The following is a 16,288-nucleotide window of genomic DNA, read 5'->3' on the forward strand; positions in this document are numbered from 1 at the left end:
GGGCCCAACGAGTGGTGCCCCGCACCGCCCGCGGGAAGCGGGGGAGCGGGGCACCGGGGGACGGGCGGGCGCCGGGAGGCGGGCCCGGGGGTCAGTCCAGGTCGTCCGCGAACGTTCCGGCGCGCTCGGCGACCTCCGGCCTGCGGACCCGCAGCACGGCGAATCCGGCGATCCCGACGACCAGCGCGCCGACGAACACGTACGGCAGCACGTTCAGCGGGGACTCCGGGACCGGCCACAGGTTGCGGTAGAAGACGTAGACCATCGCGGCGGCCCCGATCAGGCCGAGGGTCCAGGAGACCAGCAGCCCGCGGGCCCCGATCCGGCGCACGAACAGCGGCGCGGCCAGACACACCAGGGTGTAGCTGAGCATGTAGCCGAAGACGCCGATGGTGTCGATGTACGTCGTCGCGTCCAGCGGCTCCGTCCCGGCGCCGACCACCAGCACCGCGGGGACCGCGACGAACGGGGCGACGGCCCAGATGGCCGCGGACGGGGTCCGGTGGCGGGGGTGGGCGACACCGAGCCGGGCCGGCATCACGCCCTCCTTCGCCATGCCGAACAGCAGCCGGGCGGAGACCGTGACGCAGGCCATCACCACGGCCACGAACGAGGCCGCGAAGCCCGCGTGCAGGAAGAACTTCAGGAAGCCGAGGCCGGACAGCTCCGCCAGTTCGTCCATCGGGTCGGCGCTCCCCGCCAGGGCGTCCGCCCCGCCGAACCCGGCGACCTGGGCGTACGTGGCGAACATGTACAGCACACCGGCCAGCACCGCACTGCCCATCACCGAGCGGGGGATCGCCCGGTACGGGTCGGTGGCCTCGGCGCCCAGCGACGCGGCGCCCTCGAACCCGACGAAGCCGAGCACGCCCAGCACCACGGCGAAGACGACGCCGTCGAGGGTGGAGCCGCTGAGGCTCAGCTGCTCGGTGTCGATGATGTTCCCGCTCTTGAAGAAGGCCGGGACCAGCACGACGACGATGAGGACGATCGACACGACCTCCAGGACGGAGGCGACCCGGGCCGCGGTCCGCACACTGGCGATCGTCAGCCGGATCGCGACGGCGGCCAGCAGCACGTCGAGCAGGATCTGTCCGGGGATGCCGGTGAAGAGCCCGATGCCGATCTGGTCGAGGGCGCGCGCCGTGTAGTAGCCGGCACCGGCCAGCGAACCCGAGCCGATGCACACCGCCCCGATGAGCAGCGCCCACCCGGTCACGAACGAGCCGGGCGCCCCGAGCGAGAGCCGGGAGAAGGCGTACAACGAGCCGACCCCGGCGCGCCTGCGGGCGAAGACGCAGATGCAGTACGCGATGGCGAGCACGGCGGCCATGGCGAGGAAGAAGGAGAACCAGGCGCCGTTGCCCGCGGACGCGGCCATGCTGGCGGGGGCGAACGCGATGACGGCGCTGGGCGCGACGTTGGCGACGCTCTGCGCGCCGACCTCGAAGGTGGAGACGGAGCGGTGGGCCAGGCCGTCGGCCGGCTTCGCGTCGGTGGTCTGCTTTCCGGCGGTGCTCATGTCCGGTCCTCCTCCATCATCAGCAGCTGGCGCAGGGCGTGGCCGGCGGCGAGGTCGGCCAGTGCGTCGCCCGCCTCGTCCAGCGGACGCCGTGCCGAGATCATCGATTCCACGTCGAGGTCGCCCGACACCACGAGGTCCACCAGCGCGGGGATGTCCCGGGCGGCGTCGACCGAGCCGTAGTTGGAGCCGAGGATGCGCTGGTCGGCCTCGGCGAGGGCGAGGGGGTCGAAGCGCGCGGTGCGGCCGGCCGGCGGGAGGCCGACGATGACGGCGGCGCCGCCCTGGCCGAGCGCCGCGATGGACTGCTCGGTGGTCTCGATCTTGCCGATGGCGTCGAAGACGTAGTCCAGTCCCTCCGGGACCAGGGCGCGCAGGGCCGCGACGACGTCGCCGTCCCGGGCGTCGACGGTGTCCGTCGCGCCGAGCCGACGGGCCAGCTCCAGCTTCTCCGGTACGACGTCGACGGCGACGACGCGGCCGGCCCCCGCCAGCCGGGCGCCCTGCACGCAGGACAGGCCCACGCCGCCGCAGCCGATGACGGCGACGGTGGCCCCGGCCTCGACGCCCGCCGTGTTGCGGACCGCGCCGACACCGGTGGCGATGGCGCAGCCGACCAGGGCGATGACGTCGAGGGGCGCGTCCTCGCGGACCTTGATCGCACCGGAGGCGGGGACCACGACGCGCTCGGCGAACGAGGAGACCCCCAGGTAGTGGTGGGCCTTCTCGCCGTCGACGGAGAGCCGGCTGGTGCCGTCGTACAGCACTCCGCCGGGCGCCACGACCTCGGCGACCAGGGCGCACGCGGCGGGCCGCCCGGCCAGGCAGAACCGGCAGGTGCCGCAGGAGGGGACCCAGGACAGGACGACGTGGTCGCCGATCTCCAGGCCGGTGACGCCGTCGCCGAGCGCGGTGACCACGCCGGAGCCCTCGTGCCCCATCACGACCGGGGTGGGGTGGTCCCACTCGCCACGCAGGACGTGGAGGTCGGAGTGGCAGACGCCGGCCGCCGTCACGGCGACCTCGACCTCGCCGGGGCCGGGCGGGGCCAGGGTGACGTCGGTGACGGTCACCTCCTGGTCCGGGGAGCGGAAGACGACGCCGCGGACGGTGCGCGCGGTGCTCTCTTGGGAGGACGGGGAGCTCATCGGCTTACTCCTCGGGTGGTGCGGAACGGTCGGGGGAGGGGTGCGGCGGCCGGCGAAGGGGGAGGCGCGGCGGCCGCCGGGGCACCCTGTTTAGTGCCATTAAACTTTCGTCAGAGTTTTACAGCACTAAACTCGATGGGTAAAGACCCTTCCGACCTGCTTTTTCCCCCGGCCACCGACGGTGACGACCCCGACAGGTAGCGTGTCCGCCATGTCCGAAGCCCCTGACAGCCACATGTCCACGATCGGTCCGCGGCTGCGCGAGCTCCGCCTGGCGCAGGGGCTGACGCTCGCGCAGGTCGCCGAGGCGGCGGGTGTGACCAAGGGATTCGTCAGCCTTGCCGAGCGCGGCAAGACCTCGGTCTCCGTCCCGACCCTGATCCGTATCTGCGAGGCCCTGGGCACCGGCATCGCCACGCTCTTCGACTATCCGGACCAGGACGTCGTCAAGAGCGGTCTGGGCGCCAGGCTGGAGATGGGCGGGCACGGCATCGAGGAGTTCCTCCTCACGCCCGCCGAGGAGCGGCACGTCCAGGTCATGCGGACGATCCTGCGGCCGGGCGGCGGCTCCGGCGGCGCGTACAGCCTGGAGGCCGAGACGGTCTTCGCCTACATGGTCCGCGGCACGCTGCGGCTGAGCGTGGACGGCGAGCCCAGGCTCCTGGAGGCCGGTGACTCGACGACGTTCTCGGCGCGGGCCGCGCACGCCTGGGACAACCCCGGCGAGGACGAGGCCGAGGTCCTCTGGTCGATCGCGCCCGCCCTGCCGCTCTCCCGCACCAAGCTCCGGCCGTAGCGGGAGGCGGGGCGGGGAGCGGGGGCCGGGAACGCCCCCAATCCCTCACGAACAGGTCGCCGCGAAAGGGGCGTTGCGGGAGGTTCCTTGTGAAACGGGCGTTAAGGAACGAACGTTACGGGACGGGCGTCACGAAACGGGTGCCACAAAGCGGGCGTCACGAAACGGGTGCCACGGCCACCTCAGTTGCCGTCGGCCGAGTCCTGGACGATCTCCACCCGCGCCCCCGGCCGCAGCCCCCACTCCTCCATCGCCCCGGCCTCCGCCTCGATCACGTGCCGGGCCCGCAGCCGGGGCAGCCCCAGCCGTCCGGGCTTCATCGTGCGCACCGCCAGGACCTTGAACTTCCGGTCCAGGTAGGCCACGTCGATGGTGAACCGCATCCCGAAGCAGTGCACACTCCCGCACGGGGTGATCATGAGGGCACCGTCGATCCCGTCCTGCCCGAGCAGCCCCCGGCTGCGGGCCCGGTACGAGGCCGCGATCCGCAACGGGATTCGCCGCCCCTGACCTCCCTGTGCGTCGGTGACCGTCAACGTACCGCTGCCATTGCGCCATTGAGCCATGGCCATGAAGGTAGCGCCCGGTGACGGCTGCTGGGTCCGGAACGGTGCGCAGTGGGTCCCAGGACCCATGACCGGTGCCCGGCACCCGCTTAGGGTCGGCTCCGTGGAAGCCATGCTGACAGTGCTCGCCGCACTCTGGGGCGCAGCGGCCGGACTGCTGGTCCCGCGCGCCGCCCACCGGTTCTCCGTCGAGCCGGACGAGGCATGGCGCGACACCTGCCCCGCCGGGCACCCCCTGACCGGGATCGCCCGCGGCTGGCTCGGCTCCACCCGCTGCCCGGAGTGCGCCGCCGCGCCCGTGCCCGTCGCCGCGGGCACCGGGCCGGTCGCCCCCGACGACTCCACACCCCCCGAGTCCGCGTCCCCCGACCCCGGGTCCCCGGCCCCCACGCATCCGGCGCGCTACGCCCCCGGCACCCTCGTCCCCGTCGTCACCGCGCTCGTCTGCGCCGCGCTCGCCGCCGCCACCGGGGCCCGCCCCGAACTCGCCGCCTGGCTGCTGCTGGCCCCCGTCGGCGTGCTCCTCGCGACCGTCGACCGCCGCGTCCACCGGCTGCCCGACCCGCTGACCCTGCCCGCGGCCGGCGCCGTCACCGTGCTCCTGGGCATCGCGGCGCTCCTTCCCGAGCACGGCGGATCGTGGCTGTCCGGGTTGCTCGGCGGGGCCGCGCTCGGCGGCTTCTACTTCCTGCTCTTCCTCATCAACCCGAACGGCATGGGCTTCGGCGACGTCAAGCTCGCCCTGTCACTGGGCGTGGCCCTCGGCTGGTACGGCTGGGCCGTGCTGTTCGCCGGCGGGTTCGCCGGGTTCCTGCTCGGAGCGGCGTACGGGTTCGGGCTGATGGTCCTGCGCCGGGCCGGGCGCAAGACCGGCATCCCGTTCGGCCCGTTCATGATCACGGGCGCGCTGCTGGGCATCCTGCTCGGAGCCCTGGCCGCCTGAGAACCGGCCGGGCGGTCCCCGGCCCCGCCACGATCCGCGGTGGCCCCGGGGTATTGAGGTCGCGCGGGCCGACGCCCGGCTGACACCATTTCCCCATGGCCGGTACACCCGAGGAAGAAGAGACAGGCGCGGCGGCGGAGACCGAACGCGCGCGATTCGACGCCCTCGTCGCCGAGGCCGCCGCCGTGCCGGTCGCCGGCTGGGACTTCTCCTGGCTCGACGGCCGGGCCACGGAGCAGCGCCCCTCCTGGGGGTACGCCCGCGCCATGGCGGACCGGATGGGGCGGGCCCGGGCCGCGCTCGACATCCAGACCGGCGGCGGCGAGGTCCTCGCGTCCGTGCCGAGACTGCCGCCGCTCGTCGTCGCCACCGAGTCCTGGCCGCCGAACGTCGCCCGTGCCACCGCCCTGCTGCACCCGCGCGGCGCGGTCGTGGTCGTCGACCCGGACGAGCCGCCGCTGCCGTTCGGCGACGAGGCCTTCGACCTGGTGGTCAGCCGGCACCCGGTGACCACCTGGTGGGAGGAGATCGCGCGGGTGCTCGCCCCCGGCGGCACGTACTTCTCGCAGCAGGTCGGCCCGGCCAGCGTCTTCGAGCTCGTCGAGTACTTCCTCGGCCCGCAGCCGCCGCGGGTGCGCGGCGCCCGGGACCCCGAGCGGGCCCGGGCCGCGGCGGAGGCGGCCGGACTGGAGGTCGTCGACCTGCGGGCGGAGCGGCTGCGCACCGAGTTCTTCGACATCGGCGCCGTCGTCTACTTCCTGCGGAAGGTGATCTGGATGGTGCCGGGCTTCACCGTCGAGGAGTACCGCTCGCGGCTGGCCGAACTGCACCACCGGATCGAGACCGAGGGCCCGTTCGTCGCCCACACCACCCGCTTCCTGATCGAGGCCCGCAAACCGCGGTGACCGCCCGGGCGGGAACCGGGGCGGAAACCGGCCGCGGCCCCGGACGATCACCGCCCCGTACTCCGCGAAGGGTGCGACCCTGGACGGTGAGCGCCGGGGAAGGGGATCGTCATGAGGACGGGGAACGAGGACGGGGCACCGCGCGTCCCGCGGCAGAGGAGGGCCGACTGGCTCAGGGGTGCCCGGATCGTCGGGGTGCTCGGTGTCTTCTACCGGCCGGAGGGGCGGGTCGGGGAACCGGAGGCCGTCGAGTTCCTGCTGGCCGACGGCCAGTCGGTGCTCCTGACCTGTGCGTCGGAGGGGGCCCTGCGGGTCGGCCCGGGTGCCTGGCCCCGGCTGCCCGACTGGTGCGTGCCCTCGGGGCAGTGGGAGTTCGCCCCCGTGACGAACCTGCCGCCGCCGCCCGACGGCGGCTGGACCGTCACCCGCACCGAGGAGCACGGCGACGAACGGGGCGAGGTGCGCGAGGCCGTCATCCGCTGCGAGGGCGGCAGCTTCGTGGTCGCCGGTGGCGACACCATGACGATCCGCTTCACCCGCGGCCACCGCGGCGCCCCGGCCACCGCCTGAACCCCGGCGACCGCCCCACCCGCACCCACACCCCCGCCGACCCCTGAACCGCCCCGCCCGCGTTCCCGCGACCGACCCCGGACCCGATCCGGACCCCGACCCCAACTCCGCGCCCCCGCCCGGCAGATGACCGCGATCCGGACGGTGCCGGACGATTCGGGGAGGACGGCCCCCGGGGCCGGGCCCTGTCCCATACTCGGCGCATGACCTCTGTGAGACGCGCGGCAGGAACCGCCGCCACCGCGACGGCACTCGTTCTCGTACCCCTCCTCGCCCTCGTCGGCTGCGGCACGGAGCGGGCCGGATCCGGGTCCGGGACCGACGGGTCCGGCACGAGCGGCGCCCCGTCCGCCGGGAACGCCGGGAGTGCCGGGGCCGACGGACCCGTCGACGGCAGCGACGCCTCGAAGTACCGGGAGAACCACGCCTTCCAGTCCACCGCCGAGCTGTCCCCGGCCGACCGGGAGCGGGGCGACGCCGAGGTGAAGAAGGTCGTGGCGGGCCTCTCCGGGATCGCGGAGGGCCGCAGGAGCACCGAACCCCGGGTCCGTACCGCGCTCACCGACCTGGGCTACCCGCCCGGGTCCATATCCACCGGCACCTTCGGCACCCACCGCACCACCTTCATCCTCGACCTCGGCAGGCTCTGCGTGGTGGGGTCGCTGGACGGCGAGACCGGCGGGGTCGTCAAGGCCGAGACGCACGGCAAGTACCTGGAGGGAACCGGCTGTGTGAAGCCGGTCGGGGGCCACTGAGAGCCCGCCGGGCGGCCCGCGGGCCGTCAACCCGGTGACGCGCGCGCAACGGAGTTCAGTGAACTCGGAGAGTAATTGTGGAGTGGCGTGGCGCGCAGCATCACTTACGAAGGGTTATGGTGGAAACCCCCCCTCGGGCCGGTCCGTATCCCCCCCCACGGACCGGCCCGTTTTCTTTCGGGCCGCGGGACCGGTCACGCACCGGTCCCGCGCGGCCCGTCCTCCGTCAGCTCCGCCCGGCCCAGATGTTGGTGCCCGCGGTGTCCACGGCGAAGGTGTCGATCTCGGCCAGTTCCTCGTCGGACAGCGGGGCCCCGGCGAGCGCCGCGACGTTCTCCTCCAGCTGCGCCACGCTGGAGGCGCCGATCAGGGCGGAGGTCATCCGGGGGTCGCGCAGCACCCAGCACAGCGCCAGCTGGGCGAGCGACTGGCCGCGCCGCCGGGCGATGTCGTTCAGCCCGTTCAGCCGGCGCACCACCTCGTCCGAGAGCAGGCCGGGGTCCAGGGACTTGCCCTGGGTGGCGCGCGAACCCTCGGGGATGCCCGTCAGGTACTTGCCGGTGAGCAGGCCCTGGGCGAGCGGCACGAAGGAGATGCAGCCCATGCCGGCCTCCTCCAGGGTGTCGAGCAGGCCGTCGTCCTCGATCCAGCGGTTGATCATCGAGTAGGACGGCTGGTGGATCAGGGCCGGGACGCCCATCTCCCGGAGCAGCCGGGCCGCCTCGGCGGTCTGCTCCGCGTTGTACGAGGACACCCCCACGTACAGCGCCTTGCCCTGCTGGACGGCGGAGGCCAGGGCCCCCATCGTCTCCTCCAGCGGGGTCTCCGGGTCGAAGCGGTGGGAGTAGAAGACGTCGACGTAGTCCAGGCCCATCCGCTTCAGCGAGGCGTCGAGCGAGGACAGCAGGTACTTGCGGGAGCCCCATTCGCCGTACGGGCCCGGGTGCATCTCGTAACCGGCCTTGGTGGAGACGATCAGCTCGTCCCGGTACGGCGCGAAGTCCTGGTGGAAGATCTTGCCGAAGTTGAGCTCGGCGGAGCCGGGCGGCGGCCCGTAGTTGTTGGCCAGGTCGAAGTGGGTCACGCCCAGGTCGAAGGCGCGGCGCAGGATCGCCCGCTGGGAGTCCAGCGTGCGGTCGTCGCCGAAGTTGTGCCAGAGACCGAGCGAGACGGCGGGCAGCTTGAGACCGCTGCGGCCGGTGCGGCGGTACTCCATGGAGTCGTAGCGCGAACCGGCGGCCAGGTAATGGAGAGGGGAATCAGTCACGTTTCTCTCCTTATCACGGACTTGTGACAGACCGGGTTGGGCCGGTACGCCCCCTGCGCAGTAATGTGGCGGCTTCGGGGGGCCGTCATGACATGGCGGTGGCGACGGACTCTGTGTACCGGCGCGGTGACCCGGGGGGACGACCCCGGGCACAGGGGCGGGCGGGCCCGCACGGAACCGAGAGGTGAACTCAGTGAACTTGCGCGACCTGGTGTACGGGCTCTACGCGCGCCGGGTGGAGTCCCGCCTGGACCATACCCAGGTGCCCAAGCACATCGGCGTCATCCTCGACGGCAACCGGCGCTGGGCGAAGGCGTCCGGCGGCACGGCCGCGCAGGGCCACCAGGCGGGTGCGGACAAGATCAAGGAACTCCTCGGCTGGTGCAGCGAGACGGACGTGGAAGTCGTCACGCTCTGGCTGCTGTCCACGGACAACTTCGACCGGCCCGAGGCCGAGCTGACCCCGCTCCTCAAGATCATCGAGAACACGGTGCGCGACCTCGCGGCGGACGGCCGCTGGCGGGTCCACCACGTCGGCACGCTCGACCTGCTGCCCTCCCACACCCAGACGGTGCTCAAGGAGGCCGAGCAGGCCACGATCGGGATCGACGGAATACTGGTCAACGTCGCGGTCGGCTACGGCGGGCGGCAGGAGATCGCGGACGCGGTCCGCTCGCTGCTGCTGGAGCACTCCGCCAAGGGGACGTCCTTCGAGGACCTCGCGGAGATCGTCTCCACCGACCTGATCTCCGAACACCTCTACACCCGGGGCCAGCCCGACCCGGACCTGGTCATCCGCACCAGCGGCGAGCAGCGGCTGTCCGGCTTCATGCTCTGGCAGAGCGCGCACTCCGAGTACTACTTCTGCGAGGTCTTCTGGCCGGCCTTCCGCCGGGTCGACTTCCTGCGTGCCCTGCGCGACTACGCGGCCCGCCACCGCCGCTACGGCGGCTGACGCCGCGTTCGCCGCCCCCCGGCCCGTCCGGGGCGCGGGGGCACAACGGTACGGACGGACATTCCGGACCACACCCCGGATCGCATCCCGGACAGGCCCCGGACCGCATCCCGGATCACATGCGGCCGGGGCACAACTCCCAGCTCACCCGCCCCGGGCGGCATGGCTTCGCGTGTTCGAGGGAATACCCCTGACAGGTCGACATCCGGTCAGGAACCAGGCGGATGTCGTGTCCAGATGAGCGGCATGGAGTCCGCTCGCCCGGGAGGCCCTTTGCACACGAAGGACCGTACACACCGTGCGGCCGACGCGGAGGGCCGGTGCTCGGCCCGCGCAACGGGGCCAGAGCCCGGTCCGTTCTCTCCCATTGGGATGCTCCGCGACGCCGTCGCACCCCAACCTCGTCCGAGGGGGTACGTCCTTCCGTGGTGACCAGCACAAAGCGCCGCATGCCCGACAGGCGCACCTACGTTCTCGACACCAGCGTGCTGCTGGCCGATCCGAACGCCATGGCCCGGTTCGACGAGCACGAAGTCGTGCTCCCGATCGTCGTGGTCACGGAACTGGAGGCCAAACGGCACCATCCGGAGCTCGGTTACTTCGCCCGGCAGGCCCTGCGTCTGCTGGACGACTTCCGGGTCAGGTACGGCCGGCTGGACGCCCCGATCCCGCTCGGGGATCTGGGCGGGACGCTGCGCGTCGAACTCAACCATTCCGACCCCGGCGTGCTGCCCGCCGGCTACCGGTTGGGGGACAACGACTCACGGATCCTCGCGGTCGCGCGCAACCTCCAGGCCGAGGGGTACGACGTCACGGTCGTCTCCAAGGACCTGCCGCTGCGCATCAAGGCGTCCTCGGTCGGCCTCCTCGCCGAGGAGTACCGCGCCGAACTCGCCATCACCGACTCCGGCTGGACGGGCATGTCGGAGCTCCCGCTCGGTGCCGATCAGGTGGACCTTCTGTACGGGGAGGAGACGCTGTACGTGCCCGAGGCCGCCGAACTGCCCGTGCACACCGGGCTGGTCCTGCGGTCCGAGCGCGGCAAGGCGCTCGGCCGGGTCACCGCCGAGGGCAATGTGCGCCTGGTGCGCGGCGACCGGGAGGTCTTCGGCATCCACGGCCGCAGCGCCGAGCAGCGCATCGCGCTCGACCTGCTCCTCGACCAGGACGTCGGCATCGTGTCCCTGGGCGGCCGGGCCGGCACCGGCAAGTCGGCGCTGGCGCTCTGCGCCGGCCTCGAAGCCGTCCTGGAGCGCAGGCAGCACCGCAAGGTGATGGTCTTCCGTCCGCTGTACGCGGTCGGCGGGCAGGAGCTGGGCTACCTCCCCGGCACCGAGGCCGAGAAGATGAGCCCCTGGGCGCAGGCGGTCTTCGACACGCTCTCGGCGGTCGCCGGGCGCGAGGTGATCGAGGAGGTGCTGGGGCGCGGGATGCTGGAGATCCTGCCGCTCACCCACATCCGGGGCCGTTCGCTGCACGACGCCTTCGTGATCGTCGACGAGGCGCAGTCGCTCGAACGGAACGTCCTGCTGACCGTGTTGTCCAGGATCGGGGCGAATTCCCGGGTCGTCCTCACGCATGATGTGGCCCAGCGGGACAATCTCAGGGTCGGCCGGTACGACGGGGTCGTCGCCGTGGTCGAGAAGCTGAAGGGGCATCCGCTCTTCGCGCACGTCACGCTCACCCGCTCCGAGCGCTCGCACATCGCCGCACTGGTGACCGAAATGCTGGAGGAAGGCCAGATCTGATACGGGATACGACAGTTGGTGCCGCCCGGCGAGCGCAGTAGCTTAGCCGGGCGGCACCGTGCTGCGGCGGTATTTTCGTAAATCACTTGCTCCGAACGAGGTGTGAGCTTTCACACGCAACGGAGAATTGCTTCCCGGTGCCCCGTTCCGGCAGAGTCTTGCTTCCGTCAGGCCCCGCATACGGCACACGAGCACCTCCAAAGGTGCCACGCACCACACAACTCAACAAACGCCGTCCGTATGCCGCCCGCGAGTACCACGCGGCACTCCTTCGCGGAGTCGCCCACCGGGCCCGTGCCTCCCGTGACCCAAGCAGTGGGGAGGCCAGCGCCAGGGGCACGATTGCGTCCGCGAGGTCACCTAAGCGGGCGATGCTGGAAGGACACCGTGTGAGCCGGATCTCGGTCCGGGGATTCGCCGTGGCATCTGCCACTGCGGTCACCACCGTCGGCGCCGTCGTGGGCGTTGCGTCGGGCAGCACTCCCGCTGTCGACGACAACAACTTCGAGGCGACCGCAGCCGACACGACGCTTCTCGCCGACATCCCTGCGGGCGAGCAGGCCCAGGTGCAGACGGCCTCGCTGACTCAGCAGGCCGACGCGCAGGCCTCCGCGGCCGACGCCGCGGCGAAGAAGTCCGCGGAGGAATCGGCCCGCATCCAGGCCGCCAAGGACGCCAAGGCGAAGAAGCAGGCGGCCGAGGACCGGGTGGAGAAGGAGCGCCAGGAGAAGAAGGAGCGCGCCGAGCGTGCCAGCCGCTCCTCGGTCCGCAGCGCCTCCTCCTTCGCCGCGCAGGGCTCGTACACCGTGGCCGAGGTCCAGGCGATGGCCCGCCAGATGGTTCCCGGCGACCAGTTCCAGTGCTTCAGCAACATCGTGAACCACGAGTCCACCTGGAACTACCGGGCGACCAACCCGTCCTCCGGTGCCTACGGCCTCGTCCAGGCGCTGCCCGGTTCCAAGATGGCGTCCGCCGGTGCCGACTGGCAGACCAACCCGGCCACCCAGATCAAGTGGGGCCTGAACTACATGGACAGCCGCTACGGCAGCCCGTGCGGTGCCTGGTCCTTCTGGCAGGCCAACCACTGGTACTAGACCTGCGGAACCTCCAGAGGTTCACGGTTCGAACGTGCAGAGCCCCCCGCCGTCCTACGGTGGGGGGCTTCGCGCGTGTACGGTCGGTCCGGACCGCCCGGCGGGGAGCGGTGGGGGAGAAGACGGGGGAAGAGGAACGATCATGTCGAAGATTCCGGGGTGGCTCGGCCGGCTCGGGGCCGAACTGACCGAACTGGGCGACCGGTTGGAGCGGCGCCGGGCCGAGGCCGAGGAGGATACGACAGCACGGTCCGGCTCCGGTCCGGCCGAGGCCGCCGCAGTGCCCGCGGTGTCCGCGGTGTCCGCCGGATCAGCGGAGCCGGCCGGGGCCGTGTCGCCGGAGGGCGCCCGGTCCGGTGCCGCGGCCGTCACCGACCACGTGCCGCCGCCCCCCTCGTACGCGCCCTCCGTGGCCGCCCGGCCCGATCCGGTCGCGGCGATCCCCTGGGGCATGCGGGTCGCGGCCGAGGCGGGCTGGCGGCTGCTCGTCCTCGCGGGCACGCTCTGGGTGCTGATGCGGATCATCAGCGCCGTGGAACTGGTGGTCCTGGCCTTCGTCGCCGCGCTGCTCGTCACCGCGATGCTCCAGCCGACGGTCGCCCGGCTGCGCCGGCGCGGGCTGCCGCGCGGGCTGGCCACCGCGGTCACCGCGGTCCTGGGCTTCGTCGTCATCGGACTGGTCGGCTGGTTCGTGGTCTGGCAGGTCATGGACAACCTCGACACCTTGTCCGACCGGGTGCGGGACGGCATCGACGAGTTGAAGCGCTGGCTGCTCGACAGCCCCTTCCACGTCACCGAGCAGCAGATCAACGACATCGCGAAGAACCTCAGCGACACCATCGGCACCAACACCGAACAGATCACCTCCGCCGGGCTGGAGGGCGTCACGGTGATGGTGGAGATCCTCACCGGGATGCTGCTGGCGATGTTCTCGACGCTCTTCCTGCTGTACGACGGGAAGCGCATCTGGGAATGGGTGCTGAAGCTGGTGCCCGCCCAGGCCCGGCCGGGCGTCGCGGGCGCCGGGCCGCGCGCCTGGCGGACGCTGACCGCCTATGTGCGGGGCACCGTCATAGTGGCGCTGATCGACGCGATCTTCATCGGGCTCGGGATCTTCTTCCTCGACGTGCCGATGGCGGTGCCGCTGGCCGTCTTCATCTTCCTCTTCGCCTTCATCCCGCTGGTCGGCGCCGTGATCTCCGGGGCGCTGGCGGTGGTCGTCGCACTGGTCACCCAGGGCGTGTTCACCGCGCTGATGGTGCTGGTCGTGGTGCTCGCCGTGCAGCAGATCGAGGGCCATGTGCTCCAGCCGTTCATCCTGGGGCGGGCGGTGCGGGTGCACCCGCTGGCCGTCGTGCTCTCCGTCGCCGCCGGCGGTCTCATCGCCGGCATCGGGGGAGCCGTGGTCGCGGTGCCGCTGGTCGCGGTCACCAACACGGTGGTCGGCTATCTGCGGACGTTCGGGCGGGAGGAGGCCCTGCGGCTCGCGCCGCAGCCGCGCGGCGCGAGCGCGGTCGACGTCGCCTCGACGCCCGCGCCGGGATCACCCGTCGGGAAGTCCGGCCGGGGCGGGGCCGAGGACGGCGCGTAGACCGCCCGGACCACCGGGCGTCGGACGGCGCAGCCGGCCGGCGCGTGGGCGGGCGGCACGGAGCGGGAAGCGGCAGGCAGCGCGTGATGAGCGGCCCGGCGCGGCCGGAGCGCGTACGGGCCGGCCGGAGCGCATGCGGGCCGGGCGGATGCGAGAAGGGCCCCGGGGACGGTCGGTCGTCCACGGGGCCCCACTCGTACAACAGGGTACTGCCCGGCCTACTCGGCGAGCACGGCCTCGGCGTCGAGGGTCACGCCGACCGCCTGGATCACCGAGGCGATCTTGACGGCTTCCTGGATGGTCTCGCGATCCACACCGGCCTTGCGCAGGACCTGCTCGTGCGAGTCCAGGCACTGGCCGCAGCCGTTGATCGCGGAGACGGCGAGCGACCACAGTTCGAAGTCGATCTTCTCCACGCCGGGATTGCCGATGACGTTCATCCGCAGGCCCGCCCGGAGCGTCCCGTACTCGGGGTCCGACAGCAGGTGCCGGGTCCGGTAGAACACGTTGTTCATCGCCATGATGGCGGCGGCCGACTTCGCGGCGGAGTACGCCTCCGCGGAGAGGTTGGCCTTCGCCTCCGGCTCCAGCTCGCGCAGCACCTTCGGCGAGCGCGAGGCGATCGCGCAGGCGAGGACGGTGCCCCACAGCTGCTGCTGCGGGAGCTCGCTGTTGCCGATGACCGAGCCGAGGTTCAGCTTCAGGTCCTTGGCGAAGTCCGGGACGGCGGCCTTCAGTTCGTCGAGTGCCATGTCGCTGTCAGCTCACTCGCCCGCGAGGAGCGCGACCGGGTCGAGGGTGTTCTCGCCCTTGGTCCAGTTGCAGGGGCACAGCTCGTCGGTCTGCAGGGCGTCGAGGACCCGCAGGACCTCCTTGGGGTTACGGCCCACGGAACCGGCGGTCACCATCGTGAACTGGATCTCGTTGTTCTGGTCGACGATGAAGACGGCGCGCTGGGCGAAGCCGTCCTCGCCCTCGATGCCGAGGTCACGCATGAGCTCGTGCTTCGAGTCGGCCATCATCGGGAAGGGCAGGTCGGTCAGGTCCGGGTGGTCCTTGCGCCAGGCGTGGTGCACGAACTCGGAGTCGCCGGAGAAGCCGAGGACCTGCGCGTCACGGTCGGCGAACTCGTCGTTCAGCTTGCCGAAGGCGGCGATCTCGGTGGGGCACACGAAGGTGAAGTCCTTCGGCCACGCGAAGACGATCTTCCACTTGCCCTCGTAGGTCTTGTGGTTGATCTGCTCGAACTCCTTGCCGCTCTCCAGCGAGACACAAGCGGTCAGGTCGAACTCGGGGAACTTGTCACCGACAGTGAGCACGCGCTCTCCTTGCAGCGTTGGAATCCCCTTTTGGGGGAGTTCCTGAGGGTTGGACGGAGTCCACCTTGGCACAGGGTGCATTGATCACGGAAATAGCTACACTTTGCTGTGATGATCGGAGGTGCCTATCAGTGGCGCAAGGGATTCAGGCCAATCGCCCCAAACAGCCCAGCCTCTCGCAGCTGCGCGCCTTCGCGGCCGTCGCCGAACATCTGCACTTCAGGGACGCGGCGGCAGCAATCGGGATGAGTCAGCCCGCGCTGTCCGGGGCCGTTTCCGCGCTGGAGGAGGCACTGGGTGTCCAGCTCATCGAGCGTACGACGCGCAAGGTGCTGCTCTCGCCGGCCGGTGAGCGGCTGGCGGTGCGGGCGCGGGCGGTGCTGGAGGCCGTCGGCGAGCTGATGGAGGAGGCCGAGGCGGTCCGGGCGCCGTTCACCGGGGTGCTCAGGCTCGGCGTGATCCCGACCGTCGCCCCGTACCTGCTGCCGACCGTGCTGCGGCTGGTCCACGAGCGCTACCCGGAACTGGACCTCCAGGTGCACGAGGAGCAGACCTCCTCGCTGCTGGAGGGGCTGGCGGCGGGGCGGCTGGACCTGCTGCTGCTCGCGGTGCCGCTCGGGGTGCCGGGGGTCGTCGAACTCCCGCTGTTCGACGAGGACTTCGTGCTGGTGATGGAGCGGGACCACTGGCTGGGCGGGCGGGTCGACATCCCGCGCGAGGCGCTGCGCGAGCTGCCGCTGCTGCTGCTCGACGAGGGGCACTGCCTGCGCGACCAGGCCCTCGACATATGCCGGGAGGCGGGGCGCACGGAGGGGGCGCCGGTCACCACGACCGCGGCCGGGCTCTCCACGCTGGTGCAGCTGGTGGCCGGCGGACTGGGGGTGACGCTGCTGCCGCGCACCGCCGTACCGGTCGAGACCGGCCGCAACGACGCGTTGGCCACCGGATACTTCGCGGACCCCGCACCGTCGCGAAGGGTGGCCCTGGCGATGCGGGCGGGGGCGGCACGGCACGAGGAGTTCGAGGAGTTCGCGGCGGCACTGCGGGAGGCGATGGAGGCGCTGCCGGTACGGGTGACGGACGGCGACGGATGAGGACCGCGCCGGTCG

General features: G+C 71.9%; 16 protein-coding genes. 10 read left to right on the forward strand and 6 right to left on the reverse strand.

The window, feature by feature from the left end:
* Positions 1–91 precede the first annotated feature (91 nt).
* Together ABZZ04_RS22650 and ABZZ04_RS22655 are read right to left on the reverse strand one after the other, a co-directional pair.
* On the reverse strand, positions 92–1,522 hold the full coding sequence (locus tag ABZZ04_RS22650) for an APC family permease (protein WP_356933995.1): 1,431 nt from the start codon (positions 1,520–1,522) through the stop codon (positions 92–94).
* A complete protein-coding gene (locus tag ABZZ04_RS22655) occupies positions 1,519–2,670 on the reverse strand; it encodes a Zn-dependent alcohol dehydrogenase (protein ID WP_356933996.1) in 1,152 nt (383 codons plus the stop codon). The genes ABZZ04_RS22650 and ABZZ04_RS22655 overlap by 4 nt, the downstream gene beginning before the upstream one ends.
* A gap of 211 nt (positions 2,671–2,881) precedes the next feature.
* Here ABZZ04_RS22655 and ABZZ04_RS22660 point away from each other — a divergent pair, with 211 nt between their 5' ends.
* Positions 2,882–3,466 (forward strand): XRE family transcriptional regulator, encoded by a 585-nt coding sequence (locus ABZZ04_RS22660; RefSeq protein WP_262376251.1) that lies wholly within the window; start codon positions 2,882–2,884, stop codon positions 3,464–3,466.
* A gap of 182 nt (positions 3,467–3,648) precedes the next feature.
* On the opposite strand, the gene ABZZ04_RS22665 is transcribed toward ABZZ04_RS22660, so the two are convergent.
* Entirely contained in the window at positions 3,649–4,038 is a 390-nt protein-coding gene (locus ABZZ04_RS22665; RefSeq protein ID WP_356933998.1) for a DUF192 domain-containing protein, read from the reverse strand.
* A 97-nt stretch (positions 4,039–4,135) separates the two neighbouring features.
* On the opposite strand from ABZZ04_RS22665, the gene ABZZ04_RS22670 reads away from it, so the two are divergent.
* The 4 genes from ABZZ04_RS22670 (at position 4,136) to ABZZ04_RS22685 (ending at position 7,205) form a co-directional block, all read left to right on the forward strand.
* Positions 4,136–4,975: an A24 family peptidase gene (locus tag ABZZ04_RS22670; RefSeq protein ID WP_356933999.1), complete on the forward strand. Its 840-nt coding sequence runs from the start codon at positions 4,136–4,138 to the stop codon at positions 4,973–4,975.
* Between the two features lie 95 nt (positions 4,976–5,070).
* Complete coding sequence (locus tag ABZZ04_RS22675; RefSeq protein ID WP_356934000.1) at positions 5,071–5,880, forward strand: class I SAM-dependent methyltransferase; 810 nt, start codon at positions 5,071–5,073, stop codon at positions 5,878–5,880.
* A gap of 111 nt (positions 5,881–5,991) precedes the next feature.
* Positions 5,992–6,450 carry a hypothetical protein gene (locus tag ABZZ04_RS22680; RefSeq protein WP_356934001.1) on the forward strand — a complete coding sequence of 153 codons (459 nt, stop codon included), beginning with the start codon at positions 5,992–5,994 and terminating at the stop codon, positions 6,448–6,450.
* Between the two features lie 203 nt (positions 6,451–6,653).
* Positions 6,654–7,205 carry a hypothetical protein gene (locus tag ABZZ04_RS22685; protein WP_356934002.1) on the forward strand — a complete coding sequence of 184 codons (552 nt, stop codon included), beginning with the start codon at positions 6,654–6,656 and terminating at the stop codon, positions 7,203–7,205.
* A gap of 226 nt (positions 7,206–7,431) precedes the next feature.
* Here the strand turns inward: ABZZ04_RS22685 and mgrA are convergent, their stop codons facing one another.
* Positions 7,432–8,472: an L-glyceraldehyde 3-phosphate reductase gene (mgrA, locus tag ABZZ04_RS22690; RefSeq protein ID WP_356934003.1), complete on the reverse strand. Its 1,041-nt coding sequence runs from the start codon at positions 8,470–8,472 to the stop codon at positions 7,432–7,434.
* Between the two features lie 193 nt (positions 8,473–8,665).
* Here mgrA and ABZZ04_RS22695 point away from each other — a divergent pair, with 193 nt between their 5' ends.
* From ABZZ04_RS22695 to ABZZ04_RS22710, 4 genes are all read left to right on the forward strand, one after another.
* Positions 8,666–9,427 (forward strand): isoprenyl transferase, encoded by a 762-nt coding sequence (locus tag ABZZ04_RS22695; protein WP_356934037.1) that lies wholly within the window; start codon positions 8,666–8,668, stop codon positions 9,425–9,427.
* A 425-nt stretch (positions 9,428–9,852) separates the two neighbouring features.
* A complete protein-coding gene (locus tag ABZZ04_RS22700; protein ID WP_356934004.1) occupies positions 9,853–11,175 on the forward strand; it encodes a PhoH family protein in 1,323 nt (440 codons plus the stop codon).
* A gap of 389 nt (positions 11,176–11,564) precedes the next feature.
* Positions 11,565–12,269 carry a transglycosylase SLT domain-containing protein gene (locus ABZZ04_RS22705; protein WP_356934005.1) on the forward strand — a complete coding sequence of 235 codons (705 nt, stop codon included), beginning with the start codon at positions 11,565–11,567 and terminating at the stop codon, positions 12,267–12,269.
* A 142-nt stretch (positions 12,270–12,411) separates the two neighbouring features.
* Positions 12,412–13,860, forward strand: coding sequence for an AI-2E family transporter (locus ABZZ04_RS22710; protein WP_356934006.1), 1,449 nt, complete (start codon positions 12,412–12,414; stop codon positions 13,858–13,860).
* Between the two features lie 218 nt (positions 13,861–14,078).
* Here ABZZ04_RS22710 and ABZZ04_RS22715 read toward each other — a convergent pair whose 3' ends face one another.
* Positions 14,079–14,612, reverse strand: a complete 534-nt coding sequence (locus ABZZ04_RS22715) for an alkyl hydroperoxide reductase (RefSeq protein WP_356934007.1) — start codon at positions 14,610–14,612, stop codon at positions 14,079–14,081.
* Between the two features lie 12 nt (positions 14,613–14,624).
* Positions 14,625–15,179: a peroxiredoxin gene (locus ABZZ04_RS22720; protein ID WP_356934008.1), complete on the reverse strand. Its 555-nt coding sequence runs from the start codon at positions 15,177–15,179 to the stop codon at positions 14,625–14,627.
* Positions 15,180–15,310: 131 nt separating this feature from the next.
* Between ABZZ04_RS22720 and ABZZ04_RS22725 the strand changes: the two genes are divergently transcribed.
* Positions 15,311–16,273, forward strand: a complete 963-nt coding sequence (locus tag ABZZ04_RS22725; RefSeq protein WP_356934009.1) for a hydrogen peroxide-inducible genes activator — start codon at positions 15,311–15,313, stop codon at positions 16,271–16,273.
* The last annotated feature ends 15 nt before the right edge of the window (positions 16,274–16,288 follow it).

Source organism: Streptomyces sp. NPDC006435 (assembly GCF_040612315.1).
GTDB lineage: Bacteria > Actinomycetota > Actinomycetes > Streptomycetales > Streptomycetaceae > Streptomyces.

Excerpts from the sequence above, each read along its gene's own strand:
- ABZZ04_RS22650 (WP_356933995.1), bottom strand. The coding sequence starts at position 1,522 with ATGAGCACCGCCGGAAAGCAGACCACCGACGCGAAGCCGGCCGACGGC.
- ABZZ04_RS22655 (WP_356933996.1), bottom strand. The coding sequence starts at position 2,670 with ATGAGCTCCCCGTCCTCCCAAGAGAGCACCGCGCGCACCGTCCGCGGC.
- ABZZ04_RS22660 (WP_262376251.1), top strand. The coding sequence starts at position 2,882 with ATGTCCGAAGCCCCTGACAGCCACATGTCCACGATCGGTCCGCGGCTG.
- ABZZ04_RS22665 (WP_356933998.1), bottom strand. The coding sequence starts at position 4,038 with ATGGCCATGGCTCAATGGCGCAATGGCAGCGGTACGTTGACGGTCACC.
- ABZZ04_RS22675 (WP_356934000.1), top strand. The coding sequence starts at position 5,071 with ATGGCCGGTACACCCGAGGAAGAAGAGACAGGCGCGGCGGCGGAGACC.
- ABZZ04_RS22680 (WP_356934001.1), top strand. The coding sequence starts at position 5,992 with ATGAGGACGGGGAACGAGGACGGGGCACCGCGCGTCCCGCGGCAGAGG.
- ABZZ04_RS22685 (WP_356934002.1), top strand. The coding sequence starts at position 6,654 with ATGACCTCTGTGAGACGCGCGGCAGGAACCGCCGCCACCGCGACGGCA.
- ABZZ04_RS22710 (WP_356934006.1), top strand. The coding sequence starts at position 12,412 with ATGTCGAAGATTCCGGGGTGGCTCGGCCGGCTCGGGGCCGAACTGACC.
- ABZZ04_RS22715 (WP_356934007.1), bottom strand. The coding sequence starts at position 14,612 with ATGGCACTCGACGAACTGAAGGCCGCCGTCCCGGACTTCGCCAAGGAC.